This is a genomic window from Deinococcus murrayi DSM 11303, assembly GCF_000482805.1.
Taxonomy (GTDB): domain Bacteria; phylum Deinococcota; class Deinococci; order Deinococcales; family Deinococcaceae; genus Deinococcus; species Deinococcus murrayi.
Genome location: NZ_AXWT01000001.1, coordinates 33,467 through 56,234, shown reverse-complemented (window position 1 = coordinate 56,234; position 22,768 = coordinate 33,467). Strand labels below are relative to the sequence as shown.

At 69.2% G+C, this 22,768-nt stretch carries 19 protein-coding genes; 18 read left to right on the top strand and 1 reads right to left on the bottom strand.

All coding sequences use genetic code 11. From position 1 onward, the window contains the following. Positions 1–52: 52 nt before the first annotated feature. The 14 genes from H565_RS16660 (at position 53) to H565_RS0100230 (ending at position 12,183) form a co-directional block, all read left to right on the top strand. Entirely contained in the window at positions 53–1,150 is a 1,098-nt protein-coding gene (locus H565_RS16660) for an IS1 transposase (protein WP_211232114.1), read from the top strand. A 276-nt stretch (positions 1,151–1,426) separates the two neighbouring features. Next, positions 1,427–1,993, top strand: coding sequence for a hypothetical protein (locus H565_RS0100290; RefSeq protein ID WP_027459273.1), 567 nt, complete (start codon positions 1,427–1,429; stop codon positions 1,991–1,993). Beyond that, entirely contained in the window at positions 1,974–3,632 is a 1,659-nt protein-coding gene (gene terL / locus H565_RS13775) for a phage terminase large subunit (protein ID WP_157468826.1), read from the top strand. The genes H565_RS0100290 and terL overlap by 20 nt, the downstream gene beginning before the upstream one ends. Positions 3,633–3,648: 16 nt before the next feature. Then, the gene (locus H565_RS0100280; RefSeq protein ID WP_027459272.1) at positions 3,649–4,962 is read left to right on the top strand and encodes a phage portal protein family protein; all 1,314 of its coding nucleotides are present in this window, start codon (positions 3,649–3,651) and stop codon (positions 4,960–4,962) included. Between the two features lie 14 nt (positions 4,963–4,976). Then, on the top strand, positions 4,977–6,563 hold the full coding sequence (locus H565_RS15555) for a S49 family peptidase (protein WP_051363333.1): 1,587 nt from the start codon (positions 4,977–4,979) through the stop codon (positions 6,561–6,563). Between the two features lie 52 nt (positions 6,564–6,615). Further along, positions 6,616–7,029: a hypothetical protein gene (locus tag H565_RS0100270; protein ID WP_027459271.1), complete on the top strand. Its 414-nt coding sequence runs from the start codon at positions 6,616–6,618 to the stop codon at positions 7,027–7,029. A gap of 136 nt (positions 7,030–7,165) precedes the next feature. Beyond that, positions 7,166–8,278, top strand: a complete 1,113-nt coding sequence (locus H565_RS0100265; protein ID WP_027459270.1) for a hypothetical protein — start codon at positions 7,166–7,168, stop codon at positions 8,276–8,278. A 17-nt stretch (positions 8,279–8,295) separates the two neighbouring features. Beyond that, entirely contained in the window at positions 8,296–9,036 is a 741-nt protein-coding gene (locus tag H565_RS0100260; RefSeq protein ID WP_027459269.1) for a hypothetical protein, read from the top strand. A 1-nt stretch (position 9,037) separates the two neighbouring features. Further along, positions 9,038–9,475, top strand: coding sequence for a hypothetical protein (locus H565_RS0100255; RefSeq protein WP_027459268.1), 438 nt, complete (start codon positions 9,038–9,040; stop codon positions 9,473–9,475). After that, entirely contained in the window at positions 9,472–9,816 is a 345-nt protein-coding gene (locus H565_RS0100250; protein WP_027459267.1) for a hypothetical protein, read from the top strand. The genes H565_RS0100255 and H565_RS0100250 overlap by 4 nt, the downstream gene beginning before the upstream one ends. 1 nt (position 9,817) lies before the next feature. Then, the gene (locus H565_RS0100245) at positions 9,818–10,231 is read left to right on the top strand and encodes a hypothetical protein (RefSeq protein ID WP_027459266.1); all 414 of its coding nucleotides are present in this window, start codon (positions 9,818–9,820) and stop codon (positions 10,229–10,231) included. 8 nt (positions 10,232–10,239) lie between these two features. After that, positions 10,240–10,905, top strand: coding sequence for a hypothetical protein (locus H565_RS0100240; RefSeq protein WP_027459265.1), 666 nt, complete (start codon positions 10,240–10,242; stop codon positions 10,903–10,905). Between the two features lie 59 nt (positions 10,906–10,964). Further along, positions 10,965–11,372, top strand: a complete 408-nt coding sequence (locus H565_RS0100235) for a hypothetical protein (protein ID WP_027459264.1) — start codon at positions 10,965–10,967, stop codon at positions 11,370–11,372. Between the two features lie 331 nt (positions 11,373–11,703). Continuing rightward, on the top strand, positions 11,704–12,183 hold the full coding sequence (locus H565_RS0100230; RefSeq protein WP_027459263.1) for an HK97 gp10 family phage protein: 480 nt from the start codon (positions 11,704–11,706) through the stop codon (positions 12,181–12,183). Here H565_RS0100230 and H565_RS16185 read toward each other — a convergent pair. Continuing rightward, positions 12,170–12,928 carry a stalk domain-containing protein gene (locus H565_RS16185; protein ID WP_157468825.1) on the bottom strand — a complete coding sequence of 253 codons (759 nt, stop codon included), beginning with the start codon at positions 12,926–12,928 and terminating at the stop codon, positions 12,170–12,172. The two genes, H565_RS0100230 and H565_RS16185, sit on opposite strands and share 14 nt — an antisense overlap. Positions 12,929–12,969: 41 nt before the next feature. On the opposite strand from H565_RS16185, the gene H565_RS13765 reads away from it, so the two are divergent. Genes H565_RS13765 through H565_RS0100210 form a run of 4 tightly spaced genes read left to right on the top strand, consistent with a single transcriptional unit; the run spans position 12,970 to position 22,668 of the window. After that, positions 12,970–19,515, top strand: a complete 6,546-nt coding sequence (locus H565_RS13765; RefSeq protein WP_034407807.1) for a hypothetical protein — start codon at positions 12,970–12,972, stop codon at positions 19,513–19,515. Beyond that, positions 19,509–19,973 (top strand): hypothetical protein, encoded by a 465-nt coding sequence (locus H565_RS0100220; protein WP_157468824.1) that lies wholly within the window; start codon positions 19,509–19,511, stop codon positions 19,971–19,973. Before H565_RS13765 ends, H565_RS0100220 begins: the two co-directional genes overlap by 7 nt. Next, positions 19,970–20,311, top strand: coding sequence for a hypothetical protein (locus H565_RS0100215; RefSeq protein ID WP_027459261.1), 342 nt, complete (start codon positions 19,970–19,972; stop codon positions 20,309–20,311). Before H565_RS0100220 ends, H565_RS0100215 begins: the two co-directional genes overlap by 4 nt. Next, positions 20,311–22,668 carry a hypothetical protein gene (locus tag H565_RS0100210; protein ID WP_027459260.1) on the top strand — a complete coding sequence of 786 codons (2,358 nt, stop codon included), beginning with the start codon at positions 20,311–20,313 and terminating at the stop codon, positions 22,666–22,668. Before H565_RS0100215 ends, H565_RS0100210 begins: the two co-directional genes overlap by 1 nt. The last annotated feature ends 100 nt before the right edge of the window (positions 22,669–22,768 follow it).

Genomic DNA, 22,768 nt, shown 5'->3' with positions numbered 1-22,768 from the left:
GAACCATGCCCGACACCACTGAAATGGGAGCGTCCGGGGCCTATCCCCGGACGTGTCAAAAGAACTCCCACTCGAAAGTTTCGTCTGTCAGAACCCCGCCTGTCCAGCCCAGCATCACGCACAACACGGCACCATCAAGCTCCGCAGACGATACGGCCCTCACCGCCGACGACTCCTCAAGTGCACCGTGTGCAGTGCGGAATTCAGTGAACTCAAAGGCACGCCCTACTGGAATGCCCGCTGCTCCCAGGACACCGTCGACGCCGTCGTCGAGCATGTCACCCACGGCAACAGCTTCGTCACCACGGGCCATCTGGTCGGCTGTCACCGAACCACGGTCGCGCGCATCGTCCGCGTTGCCGGAAGCCACGCGCGACACCTCCACGACCTGAATGCTCGTGACCTTCAGGTCACGAGCATTCAAGCGGACGAACGCTACGGCTTCGTTGGTCACAAGAAAGAGGCGGTATGGGACGCGACCGTCATCGATCCGAGCAGCAAGTTCCTGATCCAGGGCGAGATCGGCGAGCGCACTGCGGCCCTGACCCAGTCACTCCTCAAGCACGCCAGAGCACGCCTGACAGATCCACATGGACTCGTGCTGTTCACCGACGGGTTTCTGTCGTACCAGACGTTGTTCCCTGAAGTGTTCGGCAGGCCGTATCGGCCTGCCAGACAGGGATCGCGTGGTCGATTCCCGAAGACCGTCTACCGGATTCCGCGTTCCGCAGCCCATGTCCGGATCATCAAGGAGTATTCCGGGAAGCGCGTCGTGAACGTGCGCACAGAGATCGCGGCTGGCACTCAGGTTCGCGTGCACGAGGAGTTGCAGCGGTTGGGGTACCACAAGCCCAACACCTCGGCTGTGGAGCGTCAGAATGCCACGGCACGGCGGATGAACCCGCACCTGGCGAGGAAAAGCCTCGCGTTCGCGAGGCTGAGGATTCACCGGGAGAGCCTGGCTCATCTGGTGCAGGGGATCTACAACTGGTGCCGAGTTCAACGGGCTCTGCGGAGCAAGCTCGACGTCCCAAAGGGACGTCAGCTGTACCTCCAACGCACACCGGCCATGACCATCGGCCTGACCAATCACGTCTGGAAGGTGCGGGACTGGCTCTCACAGCCGCAGGGCGTCTCTTGTCGGGCATAGTTCCAGCCAACTACCGGTTGGTCAAGGGTTCGGTAGAAACTGAAGCACACCGAGGCTAAGCCGAACGACGCCACCGTTGCCCACTTAAGAATCTCCACGGCTCCATCGGGCACACCCACCCTCGATTCAATCCCCATAAGTTGCAGCAACGTGTACGAGACGAGTGACCAGGTAAGCGCTAGCACCAAGACCCACGCAATCACTTGAGCCCAGAAGCGTGCGCGGCGGTCGACTTGCAACTCCATGCTGACACCCTACCGAAGGAGGTGAACCCCCATGACCAAGCATGCCCCCACCAAGCCTAAGACGACCCCGAAAAGCAGCGGCAGCGGCGGGGCGCGAAGCGCCGGAGGTCGCCCCAGCAAGCACAACTGGAGCGCCATCCGCCGCGAGTTCATTCGTGGGGACGACACGGTGACACTCAAGACCTTGAGTGACAAACCCGGAGCGCCGAGCTACGACGCAATCAAGGCCCGCTCGGCGCGGGAGGACTGGGCCGACCTCCGTGCCGAGTTCCGGCACCGTGTGGACACCAAGGTCCGCGCCCTCGACCTTGAAACCGTGGAGGAGGTGCGCGTCCGGCAGGCCAAGCTTGGCAAGGCGATGCAGACCCTCTCAGTCCGGGGCATGGCCCATCTCAAGGCCGAGGAGATGAGTCCCTTTGAGGTGGCGCGGCTGGCTACGGCTGGAGCGCAACTGGAGCGGCAGGCGCGGGGTATGGAGGAGTTCACCGTGCGGTTGGAGGACCTGCGCAGCCCGGCGGACCTGAAGAATCTCACGAGCGACCAACTGCTGGAGCTGCTGGAGCGGAGGCGGCAAGCGCGTGGCACGGCGAAAGCGTGACGACTGGCCGGATTGGCTCAACGATGACGTGATCTTCGCGGAGCTGGCCGAGCGGGAACTCGCCGAGCGCGGCGACCTGCCTGCGCCGAAAGAGCGGCGCCCCTTGACCCTGCGCGAGTTCGTCCACGAGTTCTGGGACGTGCTCGAACCCGGCACACCTCTCGCTTGGGGGTGGGCGCTCGACGCCATGTGCCTGCACCTCGAAGCAGCGGCGCGGCGCGAGATCAAGCGCCTGATTATCAACGTCCCGCCGGGCACCATGAAGTCTTCGCTCTGTAACGTCTTCTTCCCCGCGTGGGTGTGGGCCGAGCTGGACCCGGGTGAGCGCTTCCTCGCCGTGGCATTTAATGAGAGTCTGAGCCTACGCGACAGCATGGCTATGCGTCGCCTCGTGGAGTCGCCGGAGTATCAGGAGCGCTACGGCGAGCGCGTGCAGCTTACGCGTGACCAGAACAGCAAGAGCCAGTTCGATACCACGGCGCGGGGGAGGCGACTGGTCAAACCCATCACGTCCGCGACCGGTGCCCGCGGCAATATCCTCCTGATCGACGACCCGAACAACGCGGCTGAGATAGACAGCCGTGCTCACCGCCGCACGATCAACAATGCCTATGACCAGAGCCTCTCCCGGCGCGGTGCGGACCCGAAGCGGTACGTGCAGATCGTGATCATGCAGCGCCTGCACGAGGAAGACCTCACCGGCCACCTAGAGCGCAAAGGCGGCTGGGAAATCCTGCGGCTGCCAGAGAAGTACGAGCCTGAGCATCACACCCGGACTTCAATCTGGGAAGACCCCCGCACTGAGCCTGGCGAGTTGCTGTTTCCGGAGTTCCGCGACGAGCAAGATTACCAACAAGCGGCGCTTGACCTCGGCAGCTTCGGGGTGGCTGGGCAGCTCCAGCAGCGGCCTGTGCCGGTGGGCGGCGGCATCGTGAAGAGCTGGTGGTGGCGCTACCATGCGCCCGCGCACCTGATTCCGAGCCTCCCGCCTCTGCGCCTGAAGGTGGTGGCGGAAGACGGCAGCGTGACCGAAGTGGACGCTGTGGTCGTGCCCACGCCGGAGACCTTCGACTTTACCCTTACAAGCTGGGACTTCGCCTTCAAGGACAAGAAGGATTCCGACTTCGTAGTGGGCCAGGCCTGGGGCAGCAAGGGGGCCGAGAGTTTCCTCCTCGATCAGGTGCGGGGTCGTTGGGACTATGTGAAGTCCAAAGCCGCGCTGCTCGCGTTCGCCGAGGTGCACGCGAGCATTCCCGAACACCTGATCGAAGACAAGGCCAACGGTCCGGCCATCATCAGCGACCTGCGCAGCACGGTGCCTGGGCTGATTGCCTATGAACCTGAGGGCAGCAAGCAGTCCCGCGTGTCAGCCGAGAGCAGCACCATCCAGGCCGGGAACGTCTACCTGCCGCACCCCAGCCTCGCGGCGTGGGTGTCCAGCGAGTACCTGCCGGAGTGGGCGCAGTTCCCAAACGGCGCGAACGACGACCAGATCGACCCCACGACTCAGGCCCTGCAGCGGCTCAAGCAGAAGCGGCGGGCCTGGCTGAAGGCCCAGGAGAAGAACAACGCTCAACCCACGGCCTTGACCGGTCTGGCTGGCATCGGCGGCCAAAAGCCCAGCATGTTCCGGCGCTGAAAGGAGGTGCTTACCCTTGACCCAACCAAACAAGCCGTCCGTAGACCTGGGTATCGTCGGTGTTGGCGGCGCCCAGAACTCGTGGCTTCGCGAGTTCCTGCCCGAAGAAGGTCTGTACGCCGCGCAGCTCTATCAGGACATCCGAGACAGCGACCCCATCGTGGGCGGCGTGTTCCTGGCCCTGGAGTCCATGTTCCGGCGGGTGAAGTGGCGCGAGGCCCCCGCCGACGACAGTCCAGAGGCCGCCGCTTGGGCCTTGTTCCTGGCTGAGTGCCGGGCGGACATGAGCCACACCTGGCCGGGCTTCATGGCTGAGGTGCTCTCCATGCTGGTGCACGGTTGGTCATACTTTGAGGTGGTCTACAAGATTCGCCGGGGGCCGGACCAGCAAGACGCTCGCTACCGGAGCCAGTACGCGGACGGCCGAGTCGGCTGGCGCAAGTTTGCTCACCGGCCACAGCGCACGCTGAGCCGGTGGGAGCACGACGGCGACGGCGGCATTCAGGGCCTGTGGCAGAGCGCTTCTGGCAGGCCAGTGTTCATCCCCATTCAGCGTGCTCTGCACTTCCGGACGACCGAGGCCGGGGGGCACCCGGAGGGCCGCTCGCTGCTGGTTAACGCCCGGCGCGCCTACCGCTTCCAATCCCGGCTGGAAGAGTTCGAGGCGGTGGGCGTGGAGCGGGACCTGGCGGGCATCCCGCACGTCGAGGTCCCGGTCGAGCTGCTCAGCCCGACGGCCACTCCAGAGCAGCAAGCCACCCTGCGCGTGATTGAGGAGGTGGCAGCAGGCGTGCGCCGAGATGAACGGGCTTACATTCTGATGCCCAGCAGTCAGTACGTGGTGACCGAGTTTGACGAAAAGACCGGGAAGGAGACGTACAAGGCTCTGCCCACCGGCTACAAGTTCTCTTTGCTGACCTCCGGCGGCACGCGGGCCCACGACACAGACAAGATCATCCGGCGCTACAGCCATCGCATCGCGGCCAGCCTGCTCGCCACCTTCCTGCTTTTGGGCGGGTCGGAAGGTCGGGGGGCGCAGGCCCTCAGCTCCGACCTCACGGAGCTATTCGAGCTGGCCGGGACCGGCATCCTCGACGGCATCGCCGAGGTAATCAACCGCTTCGCCGTCGGGAACCTGATGCGGGTCAACGGGGTGCCGCCTGAACTCTGGCCCCGGCTGGAGCACGGTGGGCTGAGCAGCGCGGCCCTTCAGGAGCTGATTACCCAGGTGGGCAGCCTGATGAACGCGGGTGCCATCACCCATGACCCCAACCTGGAACGCACTCTGCGCGAGAAGTTGGGCCTACCCGAGCAGGAAGAGGCCACATAGGAGGAGGAAACCCCTTGAACACCCTGCAGTTCCTGACCCGCGCCCTCTCCGGAGAGGCGTGGTCCATCACTCCGCAGGCACTGGAGCACCTCCAGAACCTGGTGACCAGCGGCCAGGCCCTGAAGGTCGAGACTGACCACAGGCCACCCCAGGCCGCCGTGCAGCGTGTGCCGCTGGTACGGGGCAACGGGAAGACGGTCGCGCTGGTGACCTTCCACGGCGTCGTGATCTCCCGCGCCCCCGAATGGGCCGAGTCCTGCGGGTACGTCAGCCCGCAGCGCCTCGCGGCTCAGGTCCGTCAACTCGCGGACGACAGCAGCGTGGCGGCCATCGTCCTATCCATTGATTCGCCGGGGGGCACCGTCGCGGGGACCATCGAGGCGGCCGACGCCGTGGCCTACGCTCGCACCCGCAAGCGCGTGACGGCCTGCGTCAACGACGTGGCGTGCTCGGCGGCCTACTGGGTCGCCTCCCAGGCCAGCGAGATCGTCGTGACCCCTACCGCCATGACCGGCAGCATCGGGGTGATCATCACCCACGCCGACTACAGCAAGATGCTCGGCGCGGTCGGCATCGCGGTGACCTACATCCGCAGCGCCCTGAAAAAGGCGCTGGGGCAGCCCTACGAGCCGCTGTCAGAGGATGCTCGCGCCGAGTTCCAGGCCACCGTGGACAGCATCCACACCCAGTTCGTACAGGCGGTGGCCAAGGGGCGGCGCAAGGCCCGCAGGACTGTGGCCGACACCTGGGCCACCGGCGAGGTGTGGGTGGGCGCGGACGCGGTCACTCAGGGCCTCGCGGACCGCGTGGCCACCCTCAGCACCGTGATCGGCGAGCAGGCCGGCGTCATCGCCGCTTCTGAACCTCCACCCCTCGCTCCAGACCCCGACGAGGGCGAGGACGACGACCCGGAGGCCCGCGCCTCCCCTGACCCCACTGCCACCGGCAGCCCACCGGACGCCGAGCAGACCAGCGCCACGGAAGACCCGCCCCCGCCTCCGGAGGCGGGTTCTTCCACCGACCCCACGCCCGCGCCCGAAGCGCAGGAGGACCCCATGAACATCGCCGCCATCTCCGCGAAGCTCGCCAGCGGCGAGCTTCTCACCGCCGAGGAACGCCGCTTCCTCGACGATTACCTCAACGCCCAGCAGGGAGACGCCCCTTCCACCGCTGGGGTGGACCCGTCCAGCCTCAGTCCCGAAGTCAGAGCCTTGATTGACCAGGCCAACGCTCGCGCTGCTGCCGCTGAGCGCACTGCCAATGCCGAGCGAGACAACCGGCTGAACCGCGAGTTCCGCGAGCGTGCCCTTGCGCTGGGACAGCCCGCCGCGTTCGGAGCCACCCTCCGCGCCGCCCACGAGAAGCTCAGCGCTGAGGAGTACAAGGCGCTCGAGCAGTCCCTGAACGCGACCGGTGCGCAGCTCGACCTCACGGGCGAGACGGGGAGCAGCCAGGACAACCGCAGCAGCGGCAACGTCCAGGCCGAGTACGAGAGGCGTGTGCAGGCCCACATCAAGGAGCACCCCCAGGCCAGCCGCGCCGAGGCGGGCCGCGCCGTGCTCGCCGCTGACCCCCAGTTCCTGGCCCGCTACCGGGGCTGAGTCCCACCGCTCGCCCCCGACCCTCTGCCTCTCGTAAAGGAGACCCACCAGCATGGCAACCATCAAGCCCATCGACGGCGGCAAGCACGCCGGACCGTCCGCCCGTGACCTCACCCCCTACCAGTGGCGTGCTGCCAAGTTCGTCGGCAGCGTCAGCGGCGGCGACAGCGCCCGCGCCGAGAACGATCAACAGATCGATGTGGCCGGGGTCGGGGACCGCGTAGAGGGCGTCATTCAGTATCCCGGCGACGCTGCCGGGCGGCCCACGACCATCCTCACCCTGGGCCGCCAGAAGGTGAAGGCTGGGGAAGCCCTCAAGGCCGGGGACAAGATCAAGGCCGGGCCGCTCGGCGTGGCCTTGAAGGCCGCCCCTGGCGACGAGTACTTCGGCAGCGTGATCGAGGGCGGTCCCGCCGGGGCCATCGTGCCCTTCGAGTTTGACCGGGGCCGTCAACCCGCCGTCTAACCGGGCGCTAACGGGGCCACCGTAGGCTCCCAGAACCCCACAACTCAACCGACCGGGTGAAGTCGGCGCGGGAACGCCCTGAGCACACGCTCAGGGCTTTTTGTTGCCGCCGCCCCTCTCTGTCCCAGGAGGACCTATGCTCAAAGTCACCAACAGCCTGCTGACGGGCGCCCTGATGGCCCCCGACACCGGCTACACCCAGACCTCCGGCCCCCTGCCGCCCCAGTATTCCGGGGGGCAGGTCGACCGCTACCTGACCGACCTGGCCGTCAACGACATCGAGGCCGACCAGGACTTCATCGCCCCCAACGTCTTCCCCCGCGTGGACGTGGAGCGCGACCGGGGCGGCTTCCAGGTGTGGAACCGCGGCGACCTGCTGCGCCCCGAATTCCGGGACCACGCCTACGGGGACCGCCCTGTGCAGGCTCACACCCGCATGAACGAGGGAGACTACAAGGTCTTCCACCGCAGCCTGGAACGCGTGATCGCTCCCAGTGACCGCGCCAGCGCCCGCAACCCCATGCAGCCGGAGGAGGATGCGGCGCTGTACCTCGCAGGGCAGGCCCGGCTGGATCTTGACCTGCGCTTTACCGATGTGGCGCTGCGGGCGGAGGCGGGCTGGGCCTTCCAGTACCAGGGCGTGGCCGCCAACCCCAACCAGGCCGCAGACACCCCGGAGTTCCTCCAGTTCGACCAGCCGGGCGTCAGCCCTGGCCGCTTTGTCCGAAGCCGCGCACAGCGCATGAAGCGCATGACTGGCCGGGCACCTAACGTCGCTTTGCTGGGGGCAGACGTGTATGCCAGCCTGGTGTTCAACGAGGACATCGTAGACCGCGTGAAGTACGTGCAACGCGGCATCGCGGACCAGGACCTGATCGCGGCCTACCTGGGCGTGGAGCGGGTATACGTCGCGGACGGGGCGTACAACAAGGCGCTCGAAGGGCTGCCCGATGACTTTGAGTACCGGGTGGACCCCAAGTCCATGCTGCTGACCTACGCGGCGCCCAGACCCAGCCGCACCACGCCCAGCGGCGGGTACATGTTCGTGTGGCGCAACCTCTACCAGGCCTTCGAGGGCGGTGAGGAAGAGGCCATTGCCGACACCCTGGTCCTGCTGCGCCGGGGCCGGGACAGCCGCAGCGGCGTGCGTTGGCTCCAGGCGCACACGGCGGCCAGCTTCAACATCGTGGCCCCCGACCTCGGCATGTACTTCAGCGACGTGGTCGCTGCCAGCGCTGCCGACTACTGAGCCGGTCAGGAGACACCGTGACGAACAAGAGCGTTTATGTCGCGCTCCGCGCCTTCCGCTTCGGTGTTAAGGATCTCCAACCCGGAGACCCGGTGCCGGTGGAAGCCGGGCGCGACTATCAGCAGATGCTCCGCGTAGGCCAAATCGGCCCAGCGGGCGTCACCGCACCTGTCGGTCAGCAGGAGCCGGGGGAGCCGCCCCCCCTCACCCCCTCCTACGCCCAGGGCGAACCCGTGGTGTTCGTGGCCGACGACGGGGCGCACACTTTCGTCACGTTCGTCGAGGCGATGGAGGCCCCGGAGGAAGCCCGCGAGGGCCTCGGCCTGGACAACGGCGACCTCGTGGCCGCCGTGACCTTCCCGGAGGACCCGGACACGGCCGTCCTCGTGCCGCTGGACTCGCTGCTGCCTGAGCAACCCACCGCACGGCTGATCGAGGACCTTCAGGCCCAGGGACAGGAGCGTGCCGCCGGGCAGGGGGCAGACGCCCAAGTACAGGCCCTTCAGGGCAAGGTGTCGTTCCTGGAACTGCTGGTGCAGGCCATCCGCACCGGGGGCACGCCCCTGAAGGCCGACACCCCGGCGCTGAGGGACCTCCAGCACAACGGCATCCTCACCGAAGAGGGGCTGCGGCTGCTCGCCGAAGGCGAGGGGGGGCAGGCCAACCTCGAAGCGCTGGACCGAGTGGGGGCGAAGAAGGCTGCGCAGCTCCGCGAGTATCTGGGGCTGACGGCTGCCAAGTCCCCCCCGGAGGGCTGACGTGACGCTCACGGCCGAGCAGGAGGCGGCGGTCCGGGTATACGCCACCGCTGCCGCTTGGGCGTATCACAAGGACACGCTGCCGGAGGAGGGGCAGGTGGACCTGGCCGCCAGCTTCCTCGTGCACGGGGACCTGCGCCTCGTGGCGGCGGACGTGCTGGACGCGGCGGCCCTGCACGCCTCGAAGCAGGCAGCGGAGGGCGGCGGCGGCGTGAAGCGGGTGAAGATCGAAGGGGAGGTCGAGGTGGAGAGGTTCGCCAAGCCCCACACCTCCAGCGTGGACGCCTCGGCGTGGTCCGACCGGGCCGTGCAGCTTCGCCAGCAGGTCAGCCGGGCCGGGCGGAGTGGGCCGGTGCCCTCGCCCCTGGCAGGCATCCGGACGGGCGGCAACACGGAGCCCGTGTTCCGGGTCACCCAGCCGCTGCGGGAGGCCCCGTGACCCTGCTGGACGAGGTGCTGGGGGCCGTCCAGGAACTCCAGAGTGACCCGGAGCTGAACGCGCTGCGGTACCGCCATACCCTCACCTGGAGCGACGGCACCCACTGCCGCTTCAGCGTGCGCGACCCCGCCAAGACCAACCAGGGCACACGGCTCGCGCAGCGCCTCGCGGGAAGCCCTGAGGTGCTCGACATCCGCCTGCTCTCCACCCACCCCGATGACCCGCCGCCCGGCGAGGGTGCGTCCATCCCCTGGGACGGCGGCACTCTCACGCTGGTGTCCTGGGGGCAGGTCAGCGACTTCACCGGGCAGGCCGTGGGCGTCTGCCGCCTGGTGCGCTGACATGCGCGCCATCGTCACCGACCTACACGAGCGCCTCACCGCCGCCGGGCTGCACGTCCTGCTGCCGGAGGAGCGCGAGCGGCCCCTCGCCGGGCGCAAACCGGGGCAGGCGGGGGGGCTGGAGGCGTATCTCCGGCAGCATCCCCAGGGGTACGTGCAACTGGAAGAGGCGCAGGGGATTACCGATGACGGGGTGACTGCCGTGTACTGGGTCCCGGTGGCCGCCATCGCCCCGACCGCCGCCGACGACGACGCCCTCGCGGCACAGGTGCGCCGGGTGCTGTGCGGCTCCCCCCGTGACCCCGGCCCCTACCTCCCCCGGCTGCCCGACTCGCCCCGCGCCATCGCGGACGGGGTCTATCTCTGCCGCCCCAGCTACGAATGCCTCGCCGTTGACGGCACGCTCGCCGTCTAGGAGTCACCATGCTCAACGTCACCAACTCCAACACCGCCACCCTGAGCGCCAACCTGACCCGTGAGGGTCGGCAGGTGCTGTTCAGCCCCCTGGAGGATTTCGGCCCCGTGGACGCGGGGAGCTTCCTCGACCTCGGCCTCTTCCCGCCTGACGCCCGCATCGCGCCCACCTCCAACGTGGAGCGGTCCGACATTCAGGCCCAGAATCGCGAGGGAGGGCCGCCCATCGTGCTCGCGTCCGACGTGACCAGCATCAGCGTCACCTATGACCTCCCGGTGCTGACCCCCGACGACACGGTGCGCGACCTGCATAACGGCACCCCCTCGGCCACCATCAGCAGTGGCCCCCTCGCCGGAACCACGGTCAGCCCCTTCAGCCCCGGCGCGAGCGTGCTGGGCCGCCTGATCGTGGTCAGCAAGCGCGAGGGCAGTGACCGGGTGCGGGTGGCCTGGCACCCCAGGGCGTTCCTCCAGTCCAACGGCACGGGCGACAACCAGAACCGCGAGACCCTCCAGTTCACGGCGACCGTTCAGGCATTCGACTACACGCCCGGTACGGACCTCGCCGCGTACGACGCGCAAATCACCCAATACGGGGCAGTGTTCACCGTGCCCCGCGCCAAACTCGCGGACCTGCTGGACATCCTCGCGGAAGAGGCTGTCCCCGCGCCCTAACCCTTCTTTCCGGGCCGCCCCGTGCGGCCCCTAACATCAGATTCCCTTTTTGGAGGACCATGCACCCCATCCGCCAACTCGTCCAGCTGTCCGGCGGCACCGTCACCCTGCGGGCCTGGGGCGCACACGTCGCCGACGCCCACCTGCTCGACCTGCTCACCCTCACCGTCACCCTGGGCCAGATGCGCGAGGGATGGCACGAGTGGCGGCGCGGGGACGTGGAGCCGGGCGTGTGGGCCGCGTTTTGGCGGCTCGTGCACGCCTCGCTGGACGGCTGCCCCCTGCCGGAGCGCCTGACCTGGGGCGACCGCCTCGCGCTGCTGGCCGCGATGTGGGACCTCAATGACCTGGAGGACGCCGACCCAAAACTGACGGCCCTGACCCGGCGGGCGCAGCGGATGCTGACGCGGCTGAGTCAGGGCCGGGCGACAGCTTCGATGAGTGGCTCATCCGCACCTTCGGCCTGAGCGGGTACGAGACCGCGCGGCGGCTCCCACCCGCCCTGCTGCTCGCGGCGGCGTCCATCGAGGCGCAGCGGGCCGCCGCCGCCCGGCTCACCCGGCTGGAGGATGCGGCTATCGCGGACGGCCTAGAGCAGGGCCGGGAGTACCGGGACCCGGAGCATCCCCCGCGCCCCGGCGGGCCGTATTACGACCTCACGCGCTACCACCGCCACCGGGAAGCGCTGCTGCGGCGGGCCGCCCCGTGGCTCTACAGCGAGGCGGCGATTCGCGCCCGCCGTGAACGGGAGGAAGAGGCGATGTGGGAACGCGCCATGCAGGTGATGGGAGCGCAGGCATGATAGACCTCGACGCCGGGGCGCTGATGGCCGCCCTCGCGCGGCTGGAGCGGGCGTGTGATGACCTGGGGAACGTGGCGCAGCAGGCCAGCGCCGAAGCCCTGGGGCACGCGGTTATCGGTGCCCGCCGCAACGTGTACGACACCACGCCGGGAGCGTACGAGCGCACGGGTGACTACCTGCGGGGCTTCCAGGCGCGCGGCCAGGGCACGAAAAACACTGCCCGCGTCAGCGTCTGGAATGACGTTCCGTACGCCCCCTATATCGAATACGGCACTGGCCCCTACGAGATGACCCCGGCGCAAATCGTCGCGCAGGCCGCCGCGAACCCGCTGGCCCCGCTGCACTTCGGGCGCAGCGGGCAGCGGTACATGGTGGCTGGGCCTGCGGTCTACCCAGCGGCGGTGTTCGCGCTCTACCGGATGCGCGAGCTGTTCGCAGGGAAGGTGCGGGGGGTTCAGATGGCTACTGAATACTGACCAACGTGTAGAGCTTGCCGTTGGCAAACTTATGCATGCAAACGAAGCTAGAGCGAATCAGTGCCCCATAGGAATTTTGGGCATCAACGCTGCCAACCATGGTCCATGTCTGGTCACGGTATATCTGAAGAAAGCCATCGGAAAACTGGGCGGTAGCGGGCGCTTTTAAGCTGCTTTTGACGCTTATATAGCAGAAGTTTATGAGCGTCTCCACGCTGGTCGGGAGTGCGGTTGGCCAATCAAAAACTGTAGCACTTCTAAAGAGGTTGTCGCCACCCTTAGACTCATTGGGGCGGTATTGGACAATGACATCGCCGACCCGTGCGGGGCCTTTCAGAACCTTCTGCCATGCGCTTGAAGGCGGCGCGGGAGTGGGTGTGGCTCTCGGCGGCGGATTGGTGGCCTGAGGTGCCGGAGCCTTTGGGGGCGGGGCGGTCACCGCTAATCCAAAGGCCCTCTGCAAATCGGCAAGCGGCGCGACAACTGTGTCCTGAATGTTGGCGAGGGGGGCTGATAGTAGCATCGGCTTCCCGTTGAGCTGCGCTTCCCGTGACCCTGTGTACATCACCAGTTCGCCTTTAGGCCACTTGAGAGTGAGAGTGCCGTACTGGTTCTTGTACGTCGCGCCATTTTCACGGGAGAACTGTTCTGGACTGACGTACTGAAGGCCATTTAAAACGTACACCTGCGCCGCACTGCCCCATCCGAGGGCGAGGGCGGCGCACATCGCTATGCCCTTTCTCATGCCCCCACGCTACCCCCTCCCAACTTTCAGGAGCCTGACATATGACCAGCCCCAACCTGCCGCCCCTGAAGGGGGAGGCCACCCTCGACGTCTCCAAGTTCCGCCAGGGCATCGCGCAGGTGCAGAGCGACCTGCGGGCCGTGCGCGACCTCGCGGGGCAGGTGGGAACCATCCGCCTCACCGCCGACCTCTCTGCCGGGCGCGACGTGCAACGAGCAGCGCGGGCCATCCGGGATGCCGTGGAGGAGGCCGTGCCCACCGACATGCAGCGGCGTATCGCGGGACTGTTCGGGGGGTTTGACGTGGGCGTGAACAGCGCGGCGCAGTCGGCTGCCGCGTTCGAGGCCCGCGCCGCCAGTCTCCGCGCCCGCATCGACGAGCTGGACCGCGCCGTCCGCATCACTCGCGCCAACTTTCAGGCGGGGTTTGGGGAGGCCAGCCCGGAGGAGATTAATCAGCTCACCGAGCGCATGCGGGCGCTGACCCGCGAGCTGAACCAGGTGGGCGACGTGGCCCGGCGCGAGTTCGGCGAATACAGCCGCGAGGCTCAGAAAGTCGCCAACGCCAACCGCCTCGCGGAGACCACCGCCGCCGCCGCACGGGGCGAGATCACCCGGCTGGGTCTGGCTTCGCAGGTCAAGCTGGGCGTGGGGAGTGCGCTGCAACAGTACGGCCCACAGGCGATGGGGGCGGCCAACGGCCTCTTCCAGTTTGCCCAGGCCAGCGACACCGCCCGCATCGCCCAAGGGCTGTTCCAGAAGTCGGTGCAGAAGACCGGCGGCACGTCTGAGGAAGCGGCGCGGGTCGTCGCCAAACTGTCGGACACCCTCGGCGTCAGCGGGGACGCGGCCCGTGACGGCATCCGCGGCCTGCTGCGCCAGGGCTACACCCTCCAGCAGGCCTACACCGCCCTGGAGGGGGCAGGGGCCTCGGCCCTCGCTGCTGGGCGCAGTGCCGCCGAGGGGATGCAGGGCTACGTGGACGCCGTGACCAGCGGCACCAGCGCAGCCCTGAATCAGATTGGCATCTCGGAGAACCTCTTCCCCTTCTACGCCCAGTACGCCAAGAGCATCGGCAAGACCACCGACGAGCTGACCCGTCAGGACAAGGTGCAGGCCGAGCTGCTGCTGATCCAAAAGGCGACCAGCGACGAGGTGGCCGACCTCATCGCCCTCCAGTCGGGCCTCGGCGGGGCCGTCAACAGCACCAACCGCGAGCTGAGCGAGGCCCAAAAGCAGCTCGGCGAGTCGTTGGTCCCCTTCGCGGTCAACGGTGCCCGCGCCCTGACCCGCGTGCTGGACGTATTCAACGCCCTGCCCGATGGGGTGCAGCAAACCACCACCCTGCTGCTGGCCTCGGCGGTCGCGGTGGGCGTGCTGTATGCCCCGGTCTCCTCGCTCGCCGTGGGGCTGCGGGGGGCCTGGGAGTCTCTGATGAAGTTCGGCGCGGCCTCAAAGGCCATTGACGCGGCGACGGCAGCCGTGGGCCGTCTGAACGTCGCCAGCCGCATCAGCGAGGCCGGGGGGTTCCTGCCGTGGGTGAAGTCCGCCCCAGCGGCCCTGCGGGCGTTCACCGCGTCCACCCTCGCCGCGAGCGGGGCGCAGAACGTCCTCTCGGTCGCGTTCCTGAAGACGGCGGGGTCCACGACCATCCTCTCCGGCGCTCTGGGCACGCTCACTCTGGCGTCGGCGGCGGCGCTGGCCGGAGTCGGGGCGCTGGTGGTCGGCCTGGGGGCGCTGTGGGCCAATCAGGTCAAGGGGACCACCGCCATCTATGAGCAGGTGGACGAGGCCAACCAGAAAGCGTTTGAGCAGACGATGGAGCGGGTCCGCCAGCTCATGAAGGGCGGGACCGAGTTGGGCCGTGCCCAGGCCCGCGTGCTCCTGATTCAGCAGCAGCTCGCCGACGCCGAGCAGGGCACCCTGGTGGGCACCAACTTCTGGACCGGGGAGCGCATCTACAAGCGCGATGAGGAGGCCATCAAGCGCCTGCGCGAGCAGCTCGTGGAGGCCCGCCAGAACGTCATCCAGCTCTACGCCGAGGCCCAGCGCCGGGGCCAGCTCAACGTCGCGCTGACCGATGAGCAGACCGAGGCGGTCAAGAAACTCCGCGCGACGCTGGAGGGCAAGGCCTTCGAGCTGCGCCTGGAGGGCATGACCGACCTCCAAGCCGACCTCGCGCGGCTGCGGCGGGAGTACGAGGACCTGCGCCGCGAGTTCAAGAAGCCCTTTGTGGTGAACGGCAAGCTGATGGACCCCTCCCAAACCCCCGCCCTGCGCGACGGCCTGGCGCAGCTCGACGCCCAGCAGCAGGCCCAGGCCGCCGCCATCCGCAAGCGCTACGCGGATGAGGCCGTCAAATCCGCCCGCGAATCGGCCCTCGCCGTGCAGCAGGCGGAAATCGAGGCCATGCAGGGCGGGGCCGCCAAACGCCAGGCGCAGCGCAACGCTGAAATCGCGGCCATCCGCCGCGAGACTGCCGAAACGGTGAAGGCCCTCTCCGATTTCCCCGCCCAGGCCGCTCAGGTCGAGCAGGACGGACGCCGCCTCATCGCGGCCCGCCGCCGCGCCTGGGCACAGGAGGACATGCAGCTTGCCCGCGAGAATGCCGAGCGGGTGCGCCAGGCCCAGGTCAGTGCCCGCGACGCCGAGATTGCAGCGATGGCCGACGGTTTCGCCAAACAGGAGGCCCTGCGCCGCGCCGCGCTCGACGACCTGCGCCGAGACGTGGCCGAGCGGGTGCGCCTGGAGTCCGACCCGGCCACCCGCGCCGCCCTTCAGCGGGAGGGTGACCGTCAGATTGCTGCGCTGGCGCGGCAGCAGCAGCGCGAGCGTGCCGAGGCCATCCGCGAGGGCGAGCGTACCGTGCTGGAGGCGCAGCGCTCAGCCCGCGACGCGAGCATCGCCGCGATGAAGGACGGCTACCTGAAGGAGGTGGCCGTGCGACAGGCGGCTCTGGACGACCTGCGCGAGACTCTCACACGTCAGATTGACGAGTTTCAGGGGACCGAGGAGCAGCGCCAGGCGCTCATTCGCGAGGGGAGCCGCCGCCTGCTGAGCGAGTACAGCCGCTATCAGACCGAGTTGCGCCGCATCGAGCAGGACAACCAGCGCACCGTGGGGGAGGCCCAGCGCTCCGCCCGCGCCGCCGAAATCGCGGCCATCCGCGACGAACGCGCCCGCACGCTGGCCTCTCGCCGGGAAGAGCTGGCCGAGTTCCGCCGCCAGCTCGCCGAGCGCCTCGAATCGTTCACCGGCAGCGAGGCCCAGCGCCAGGAGATTCTGGACGCCGGACGCCGGGAGGAGCGGGCCAAGCGCCAACAGTGGGCCAACGAAGATGAGGCCCTGGCCCGCGAGACGGCCCGGCGCATCGCCCAAGCCTGGGGGGAGGTGAATCAGAAACAGTTCGCCGCGCAGCAGGCAGCCCGTGACGCGGCCCTCGCCAGATACAACCTGGGGGTGTCACGCCGCCTCGCGGGGGCCGGGGACGACCCGGTGGCCCGTGCCCGCATCGAGGGGGAAGCGGCCACCCGCCGGGCGCAGATGGCGCAGCGAGCCGCCGAGCAGCAACTCGCCCAGGAACGGGCCAATCTGGCCCGCAGCCGCGACCTGGCCCTCTCCGCCGAGAACCTCACCGCCGAGGAGCGCCGTGCCATCTGGGCGCAGTACTACGCCGACCTGGCCCGGCTGGGGGCGGACTACCAGGCTGGGGAGGCCCAGCGCCGTCAGCAACAGGAAGAAGCGGAGCGGCAGGCCGCCGAGAACCTGCGTCAGGCCCGTATCGAGGCCGCCGAGCGCCCGGTCCAGCGGTCGGAGGGCCGTATCCGCGAGTTGGAGCAGGCCCGCGAACTCGCCCGCAGCGACGCGGAGGTGCTGCAACTGGACCGCCTCATCGCCGCCGAGCGGGAGCGGCAAATCACCCTGCTCCAGGGCCAGCTCAGCGGCCTGAACGGGGTGGTACTCACCGCGCAGGAGCGGGAGGCCGTAGAAGCGCGTATCCGTGACCTCCAGCACGGGCAGGCCGTCAGCCTGCGCGAGCAGGAGGAGGCGGGGCGGCGGCTAGCCGAGTCCGCCCTGTCGCGGCTGGAGGCTGAAGCGGGGTACGCCGAGCGGATGGCCCGCAGCGAGGCCGAGCGGCTCGCCGCCCAGCGCCAGCAGCTCGGCGTGCTCCAGGCCCGGCTGCGCGACCTCGACGACCGCATTGCCGGGGAGGGCCGGGAGGCCGAACGCAACGCCCTCATCGAGCAGCGGTTCGGGCTGCTGGTCCAGATTGCTGACCTCCAGACCCGGATAGACGCGGCCCCTCTCGACGCCGAACGACGCCGCCTGGACCTTTACCGGGCGCAGGCGCAGGCGGAGCTGACCCTGCGGGGGCTGGGGGAGGACCGCCAGGCTCAGGCCGACCTCACCGTGCAGATTGCCGCCCGCGAGTTGAGCCTCGCCAACGCGAAAGTCGCTGCCGCCCGCACCGAGCTGGAACTGCAAGCGGCCCTCGCTGAGCAGGCGGGGGCGCGGGCAGGGTTGGCCCAGGCCCTCCAGGCCCGCGAGCAGGCGGGGCAGGAGGCTGCCGCGCAGGTCATCGACAAGCAGGTTGAGGCGCTCCAGAAAGTCGCCGAGGCCGAGCGTCGCCGTCAGGAAGCACTGGCACGGCAGCTCCAACTCGAAAACGCCCTGCTGGACGCTGCCGAGGCCCGCGAGCGCGCTCTGGCCCAGATTCGGGGGATGGCCGACGATGCCGTCGCCTCCGCCGAGCTGGAACTGCGGTTGACCCGCGACCGCCTCGCGCTGCTGGAGCGGCAACTCGCCGTGGAGGGGCTGGGGGCTGAGGAGCGGGCGCAACTGGCCCGCGAGCGCGTGCAACTCCTCGGACAGGAGGCCGAGGGCGAGCGCAAGGTGCTGGAAGCGCAGCGTGCCCGGCGCGACCTGCTCGAAAACCTCGCTGCGGCGCAGGCTGCGCTGGAAAGCGAAGCGCGGGGCGGTCGGGAGCTGGACGCGCAGGTGCGGGCGACAAACGGCCTCGCGGAGGCCCGCCGCAACCTCGCCGCAGCGGAGCGGGCCTATCAGGAGGCCCGGCGGGACTACGACCTCTCGCCGAGCACGGGTAACGCCGAGCGCCTCAAATCTGCCACCGAGGGCCTGACCGGGGCTATCCGGGGCCAGCGGGAGGCCACCGTCGCCCTGCTGGAGGCGCAGCAGGCGAGCGTCCTGGCGCTGGAGGACCTGGAGGCCGCCGAGCGCAACCTCGCCTCGGCGCAGGCCGGGGGGCGACTCGCGGCAGAGGCCCAGGCCACCCGCGAGCTGACCCGGACCCGCCGGGAGCTGGCCCGCGCCGAGCGGGAGTATGCGCTGGCGCGGCAGATGCACGCGGCCCTCCCGACCACCGATAACGCCGAGCGGCTAAAAACGGCCACCGACACCCTCACCGGGGCCATCACGGCTCAACGGGAGGCGGTGCGCGGCCTGGCGGGCGCTTACCGCCAGCAGGTCAGCGAGATGGACGGGGTACGCGAGGCCGCCGACAACCTCTATGCGAGTGCCTACGGCCAGGGAGACCGCCTCGAACTGGCCCGCGAGCGGCAACGGCAGGCGTCGGTGGGCCGCCTCTTCATGGACGACGCGGCATTCCTAAAATCGGGCAGTATTTACCAACAGCAGGTTGACCGGGAAATCAGCCGCCTGGACGCCATCGCCCAACGGCGCGAGGCCGCTCAGCGGAATCTTGCCGACGCGCTGCGCGGCGGGGAAGAAAGGGCCATCGCCCAGGCCGCCAACGAACTCGCCAAGCAAGAGAAGCGTTATCAGGAGCAGGCCGAGATGCTCCGTAAGAACGGTATCAGGGTGCGGGATACGGGCCAGGAGGTGACTCGCGACCTTGCCGACCAGGTAGACGCCCTGGGCATCCAGTACGACGCCGAGGCGGCGAATCTGGAGACCCGCGCCCGCCTCACCGAACAGGAGGCCGAAAATGCCCTCACCCTGAGCGGGGCCGCGCAGCAGTTTGACGAGAGCACCCGCGAGCTGGTCCGGGCACTCACGGCGGGCGTTCCCCTCCCCGCCCCGGTGGACGTGTCTGCCGACCGTGAGCGGCAGGACCGGGCGGCGGCGCGGCTGGAGTCCGCCGTGCGCGACCTCACCGGGGCCGTGCGGGACGTGAAGGCGGCGGGCGACGCGGAGGCTCAGCGGCAGCGGCAAATCGAGCTGCTGGGGGAGGTCGCCAAGGGGCTGCGGGAAGCGAAACCCAGCCAAATCAGCGCGGAGAGCCTCGACCGCCTGGTTGAGCGGCTGGTCAACCTCCCCCCCCAGCCGCTCCAGCCGGGCAACCTCCGTGCACTGGGGCGCGAGATAGGGCAGGCGGCAGGCGCAGTGCTGGCGGGGCGGTTCACCCCTCCAAAACCCGCCCCCACCCCCGCCGCCAGCGCCCCCCGCACGGTGCCCGCTGGCTACAGCTACACCCTGCGGGTAGACGCCATCAACATCACCGCCCCCAGCGACCGGGCCGCCGACATCGAGCGGGCCGCCCGTCGCGCCCTGAATCAGGCCGTGAATGAAGCGCGGCGCGACCGGAAATGGAGTGGACCGAAATGCTGACCCCTGACCCTGCCATCCTGTACCCCCTGGTCTGCCGCATCACGGCCCCTGGCGGGCTGGTGGACCTCGCCGAGCGCCTGCCCCGGCGGGGCGGGGTGACGCTCCAGACCGTCTCCGCCGAGGACGTGCGGGGGTTTGCCCAGCGCAGCAGCGCGGCGTTCCCGCTCTGCCCGGAAGAGGGGGAAGGGGCGGATGAGGCTGCCCCCTCGCCGGGGGGCGTGAACCTCAAAATCCAGACCGAGAACGGGGCCGAGTTTAGCCTCATCCGCCCGCTGACCAAGCTGCGGGTGGGCGACACCGTGCAGGTGGCCGAGAACTACACCGACCGCCATGAACTCCGCATCTGGGCGACTGCCGTGGTGCAGTCGCCTCCCACGTGGACCTTTCTGGCCCACGCCCTGGGGCGCGAGTTCTACAACATCACCCTGGACCTGCTCATCGTAGGAGGGAACCCGTGAAACGCATCATCCTGAGAACTGCCGATGACACGGCGGACCTGAATCCCTACGCCGGAGAGCTGGACGAGAACGGCACGCTGCTGCAAAGCGGCCTGCTGAAGAACACCGGGGACGTGACCCTCACCAGCGTGCGCCTGCGCGTCTCGAACAACTCGGCGCTCCCCGCGACGCTGAGCGCGACCGTGAACGGGGTGCAGTTGGCCGAGGACGCCGAGCGGGAGGTGCTCACGGAGCCGCTCCCGCCGGGGGAGAGCGTGCCCGTGCTGCTGACTTGGACGGCGGGCGGCGCACTCATTGCCGGGGAGGATAGCGGCGTCATCCTCGGCTCGGTGAGCTGATGCCCATCATCCTGATGGCCCGCAGTGGGAGGCGGGAGCCATTCGAGTTCGTCAGTACGGTCCAGCTCGACCCCCAGCGAGCGGCCTTCCGCTTCCGGTCCTACGTGCGGCCCCGCGAGGTGGTGCCCGTGGCCTTCGGGTCGCTCGTGCGGCTGCGGACGGCACGGGTGCCTGTGCGGTTCGCGAGCTACGCGGCCCTGCGCCCCGCCGGGGGTGGGGCGCTGCCCCCCGGCAGCCCGGTGCGGGTCATCGCGGGTCAGCCCCCCCAGCGCTGGGCGGTCTCTTGCCCCCTGGGGCGGGCCGTCAGCGCGAGCTACCAGCACGACGGCGAGACCGAGACGGTCACCCTCACCCTGAAGGGCCGCGCCCAGCCGGGGGAGAGCCTGACCGTGTTCGCCTCTCTGGGGGACGCCCCGGCGGTCGCCCGGCGGCTCACGGTGGACCCCCGGCAGTACGAGGTCACCCGCACCCGCGAGGGGGGGGTCACCACCACCCTGCGGGCCTACAACGCGGCGGCAGAGCGGGCGCGGAGCTATCCCCTCCCCGAACTGGTGGAGTGGGTGCGCTCGCCGCGGCTGGACTACCCCGACGATTACGTCGTGCAGCCCGGCCTGCTGCCCGCTAGCCCCCCGCCCCTGCCGCCGCTGCGGACGGTGGGCGTCTCCGACTTGGTGCGGCGGGGCTTTGCGGCGGCGGGCGTGGCGTTCTCCCTGATTGGCCCCGACCCCTTCGAGGGCGAGACCTGGCAGGAGAAACGGCGCGAAACCAGCACGGGCGGTCGCACCCCAGCGGACCTCTTCGGGGACACCTACGGGGCGCTGGGCTACCGCCTCATTGCGCGGGGGGACGCGCTGTATGGCGTGCCACCGGGGGGCAGCCTGACCGGCGAGGGGGACGCCTTCACACGCTGCGAAATCGAGAGCCTCACCGAGCGGGGCGAGGGGGCACAGGTGCCGGGGCGCATCCGCCTCAGCGCGGCAGAGCGGGCGGTGCTGGGGCCTATCCTCCCCCGCGACCCCGGCGCGGACCCGGAGACACCCGAAGAGGGCGAGCCAACCGAAGAGGACCGCCAGCGTTCCTGGAAGGAGGTCACGCCCACCGAGAACGGGTTTACGGTCTCCGCCGGGTACGTGTTGGGCGGGCTGCTGCGCCAGGAACAGCAGGTGGAAATCGGTCGGGTCGAGGTGAAAGAGACGGTGGACGGGAGGGCGGCCACCCGCGTCTTCGAGCGCGTCCTCATCAGCGACACCAAAACCACCTACGCCTACCACCCCGCCTGCACGGAGGCGGTGGTGCGCCAGCAGACCACCAAGCGCGGCTTCGGGTACACCCTGAACACTCGCACGCGGATGGTGAATGTCTCCGGCACGCTATTCAGCGCCTCTCTGCCGGGTGGCGACCTGGTGGAGAACCAGACCGAAATCATTACCCAGACCTGGTACGAAGATGGCGACCTCGCCGGGTACCTCAAAAGCCGGAGGACAGCGGGGAAGCGGCTGGTCAGCGTCGAGCAGGCCGGGTCCGAGGACGAACCGCAGAAGCGGGGGCCGCTCCAGCCCCGTGAATACGTCGGGCAGGTGCTCGGCGAGGTCTACCGCAGGATTGGCCCGGTCTGGCACCGCTACTACGCCACGACGGGCGGGGCGTCGGTGCCACTGTACGACCTCGATTCGGGGGAGGCCGTGCGCCTCACCGTGCGAACCGGGGCCATGCAGACGGGCAGCGAGGTCATGCGGAATGAGCCGCCACGGGTGAACTGGCCCAAGCCCCAGCCGGAAGAGCCAGGGCCGGGCCAGGAACCGGGCAGCGACCCCGATGGCCGCCGCCGCAACGAAATCAACCTGCCGCAGCGGGCCGCCTGGCGCGTGGAGGGCGGGGGAACAGGCACAGTCGAGCAAACCTTCGGGATGCTGGAGAGCGCGGCCCGACTACCGCAGTTCGCCGCGCTGCTGGCCCAGGCCAACGGCCCCCGCGTGGTGCAGGAAGCGCGGCTGAGCGTGCCGCGCGGCCTGCTGCCGGGGTCACGGGTCAGCAGCCCGGTGAGTGGGGTGGTGGAGTCGCTGAGCATCAACACCGAGGGCGGCGCAGGCACAGCCACCATCACGGCGGCGCAGGTCACGGCCCCGGCCCTGACCCCCATCCCCTGGCCCGCCGAGAACGACCGCGAGCGGGGCTTCGTGGCAGGCGTGAACGCGGCGCAGGTGCTGGTGAACGTGCCGGAGATTGGCCCGGATGGGGCCGTGACCTATAGGCCACGGGTCGCCACGCTGCTGCGCGGCTTCGGGGTGCCGGAGGTGGGTGCTGTGGTGGAGATTGCCACCGACAGCGCGGGCCAGAGCGTCATCGCAGGGGGGTGAGGATGGACGAGGAAACGAGGCAAACCGTGCTGGCCCTGGTGGGAGAGGGGTGCTGCTGCTGTTGCGAGGATGAGGGTGAGGAATCGCCGACCCGCCCGCA